The organism is Isoptericola sp. NPDC060257 (assembly GCF_042726645.1).
GTDB classification, from domain to species: domain Bacteria; phylum Actinomycetota; class Actinomycetes; order Actinomycetales; family Cellulomonadaceae; genus Isoptericola; species Isoptericola nanjingensis.
The window spans coordinates 1-3401 of the sequence record NZ_JBHXAW010000373.1 but is presented as its reverse complement, the minus strand read 5'-3'; the positions used below and the strand labels follow the sequence as shown (position 1 = coordinate 3401).

The 3401-nt window shown below is 76.1% G+C and carries 4 protein-coding genes; 3 read left to right on the top strand and 1 reads right to left on the bottom strand.

What is annotated here, in order from left to right; translation table 11 throughout:
* Nucleotides 1-73 precede the first annotated feature (73 nt).
* Nucleotides 74-892, bottom strand: coding sequence for a spermidine synthase (locus tag ACFWEK_RS20150; RefSeq protein WP_430555194.1), 819 nt, complete (start codon nucleotides 890-892; stop codon nucleotides 74-76).
* A 294-nt stretch (nucleotides 893-1186) separates the two neighbouring features.
* On the opposite strand from ACFWEK_RS20150, the gene ACFWEK_RS20145 reads away from it, so the two are divergent.
* Genes ACFWEK_RS20145 through ACFWEK_RS20135 form a run of 3 tightly spaced genes read left to right on the top strand, consistent with a single transcriptional unit; the run spans nucleotide 1187 to nucleotide 3344 of the window.
* On the top strand, nucleotides 1187-1603 hold the full coding sequence (locus tag ACFWEK_RS20145; RefSeq protein ID WP_430547359.1) for an SAV_6107 family HEPN domain-containing protein: 417 nt from the start codon (nucleotides 1187-1189) through the stop codon (nucleotides 1601-1603).
* The gene (locus ACFWEK_RS20140; RefSeq protein ID WP_430547360.1) at nucleotides 1600-2877 is read left to right on the top strand and encodes a DNA polymerase IV; all 1278 of its coding nucleotides are present in this window, start codon (nucleotides 1600-1602) and stop codon (nucleotides 2875-2877) included. The genes ACFWEK_RS20145 and ACFWEK_RS20140 overlap by 4 nt, the downstream gene beginning before the upstream one ends.
* A 38-nt stretch (nucleotides 2878-2915) precedes the next feature.
* A complete protein-coding gene (locus tag ACFWEK_RS20135; protein ID WP_430547361.1) occupies nucleotides 2916-3344 on the top strand; it encodes a DUF3040 domain-containing protein in 429 nt (142 codons plus the stop codon).
* The last annotated feature ends 57 nt before the right edge of the window (nucleotides 3345-3401 follow it).

Here is a 3401-nt window from a genome sequence, read left to right as displayed (position 1 = left end):
GTCCCCGCCCGGGGCGCGGCCGTCGTCGTGACCGGGGAGCACGTCCCTCGGCCCGCCGCTGGTCCGTGCCGGGTCAGGCCCCGGCGAACCTCTGGAGCTCGCCCCCGACGAGGAGCCGCGCCGGGACGGGCAGGCTGCGCAGCCGGCGCGCGAGGCCGGCGTCGTGCAGGTCGAGCTCGTCGGCGGTGTCATCGCCCGACTTGTCGCGGGCGTCGTCGGGTGCGGCGCGGACGGCGACGAGCACCACGTTGCCGTACCGGCGCCCCTTGAGCACGGCGTGCTCCGCGACGACGCCGAGCCGTCCGTCGGCGACGGCGTCCGGCCCGAACGCCGCGGCGAGCGTCGCCGTCTCCCGGCGCGCGAGGGACAGCGGGGGCCGGTCCGCGCAGTTCGCCAGCAGGACGCCGCCGGGCCGCAGCACGCGGTGCGAGGCCGCGGCGAACGCGGCGTCGGCCAGGTGGTCGGGCGTGCGGTCGCCCGCGAAGACGTCGCGCACGACGACGTCGAACGAGCCCGGCGCCAGGGACGCGAGGGCGTGGCCGGCGTCGTCGGCCCGCAGCCGGAGGCGGGGCGAGCGCGGCAGCGCGAACCACGACCGCACGAGCTCGAGGAGGCGGGCGTCGACGTCGACGCCCAGCTGGCGCGAGTCCGGTCGCTCGTGCTCGACGTGCCGCGCGAGGGCGCACCCCGCCGCCCCGAGGTGCAGCACCCGCAGCGGGCCCTCGGGCAGCCCCGCCAGCACGGCGGCCATCTGCTGCATGTACTCGAAGGCGAGGAAGCCGGGGTCGTCGAGGTCGAGGGCGGAGCTCGGCACGCCGTTGACGTGCAGCGTCACGCGGCCGGGGTGGTCCGGGTCGCGCTCGACGCGCGCCGTGCCCGTGTCGATCGGCACCTCCTCGTCGGGGAGTGTCGGTGCGTCGGGGGATGCTGGGTGGCGTCGACCGGACCGGCGCTCGGGGCGCGATCCGCCTCGGGAGGAGCGGGACATGCGACCAGTCTCCCCGCTCGGAGGACGAGGAGGGCCCGGGGTCCGGCGGTTGACAGGTTCGAACAGGTGTTCGACACTGGACGGGCGCGGGGAACCGCGGAGCACGGGAGGTGCAGGATGTCGGCTCGCACGAGATCTGCCGGTGCGACGAGCGGTCGTGGCCATGCCGGCCGAGCAGGTCATGTCGGTGGGGGCGCGGTGCTGCCCCCGAGCCCCGAGGTGACCCGGCTCCTCGACCGCTCCGACGCGGAGCTCGCGGCGGCCTCGACGGCGACGGACCCTGCCGAGCGCTTCGTCCACGCCCACCTGGCTGCGCTGCGCGCGGCGGCCGCCGTCGTCGCGCTGCGCGGGCGCCCGTCGGCCCGGAGCCGGGCGCGCTCGGTCTGGGACATGCTGGCGCTCGTGGAGCCCGACCTCGCCGCGTGGTCGGGGTACTTCGCCTCCGGTGCCCGGGTCCGGGCGGCGGTCGAGGCGGGGCTCGAGCCCGACGTCGACGCGCGCCGGGCGGCCGAGCTCGTGGCGTGCGCGGAGGACTTCCGCGACGAGGTCGGCCTCCTGGTCGACCCCCGCGCCGGGTTCGCGCGACCGCTCGCCGTCGCGCCGGCGGCGTCGTGAGCCGCGGTCCGCGGTCTGCGGAGGCGTTCCGGGACTGGGGCACCGACGAGTCGGGCACCTCCGTGCTGCACGTCGACATGGACGCGTTCTTCGCGTCCTGCGAGCTCGCCCGCCGCCCCGAGCTGCGAGGCCGTCCCGTGATCGTCGGGGGTCGGGAGCGGGGCGTCGTGCTCGCGGCGACCTACGAGGCCCGGGCCTTCGGCGTGCGCTCCGCGATGTCGATGGCCGCCGGTCTGCGGCTGTGCCCGCAGGCCGTCGTGGTGCCGCCCGACCACACGCTGTACCACGAGGTGTCCGAGTCGGTCATGGCGATCCTCGCCACGATCACGCCGCTGGTGGAGCGGATCTCGGTCGACGAGGCCTTTCTCGACGTGAGCGGGGCCCGTCGTCGGCTCGGCGCCCCGACGGTGATCGGGGCGAGGCTGCGCGAGCAGGTCCGTGCCGAGCACGGGATCACGTGCTCCGTGGGGATCGCGCGCAACAAGTTCGTGGCCAAGCTGGCGTCCACCCACGCGAAGCCGGACGGGATGATGCTCGTGCCGGCGGACGCGACGGTGCCCTTCCTGCGCACGCTGCCGGTGGGCGCGCTCTGGGGGGTCGGTGAGAAGACGGAGGCCGCCCTGGCGCGCTGGGGCATCACGACCGTGGCCCAGCTCGCGGACACCGACGTGCCGACGCTGCAGGCGGCGGTCGGGTCGGTCTCCGGGGCGCACCTGCACGACCTCGCATGGGGGCGCGACCCGAGGCCGGTCGTCCCGGGTCACGAGGAGCGCAGCGTCGGGGCCGAGACCACGTTCGAGCGCGACCTGTGGGACCTGGGCGCGGTGGAGCAGCGCGTCCTCGAGCTCGCGGACCGGGTCGCGGCCCGGCTGCGGCACCAGGGCGTGGTCGCGCGCACGGTGTCGATCAAGGTCCGCACCTCCGACTTCCGGACCCTGACCCGGTCGCGCACGCTCGACGGCCCGACCGACGTGGCGCGCGCGATCTTCCTCGTCGCGCGCGACCTGCTGGGCGCGGCGGACCTGCGCGGTCTGCCCGTGCGGCTGGTCGGCGTCCGCGGCGAGAACCTGCAGGTCAGGTCCGGTCTCGCCGAGCAGGTGACCCTCGACGAGGCCGTGGATCCGCGTCAGGAGGCCCGCCGCGAGGCCGAGCTCGCGCTGGACGCGGTGCGTGAGCGGTTCGGCCGATCGGCGATCAGCCTGGGTGCGGCGTCGGGTCGCCGCCGAGGTTCACCCCCGTCGACTACCGTGCCGGGCGGCGCGGGCATATCCTGAGGGCGTTACCGTTCCACCTCGATCCCCGGGGGGACTCGATGCCACTGTCCGAGTACGAGCAGCGAGTGCTGGAGCAGATGGAGCGCGCGCTGAGCAGCGACGATCCCCGTCTGGCCAACACCCTGCAGCAGGCGCGCCGCCGGTCGCCCCTGCGCTATGTCCTGGCCGGCGTCGGAGTCGTCGCGGGCTTGCTGCTGCTCGTGGTCGGTGCTGCCACGTCGCAGGCCTGGGTCGGCGTCGTCGGCTTCGTCCTGATGTTCGCCGGCGTCGCCTACGCGTTCGCCGCCCCGCGGCGGTCGGGCCCCACGGGGGTGGTCCGGCCGGACGGCACCGTGGACCCCGCGACCAACCCGGACCGCTCGCGCCCGGGCCGCACCGCCCCGCAGCCGGCGCGCGCGGCGAAGAAGGAAGGCTTCCTCGCCCGTCTCGAGGAGCGCTGGGAGCGGCGACGCGACCAGGGTCGTTGAGCAGCCAAGGTCGTTGAACGGCGGAGCGGCGAACCACCGCGACGCGTCGTCGCACGC

Coding starts and splice junctions, on each gene's coding strand:
- ACFWEK_RS20135 (WP_430547361.1), top strand. CDS start 2,916: ATGCCACTGTCCGAGTACGAGCAGCGAGTGCTGGAGCAGATGGAGCGC.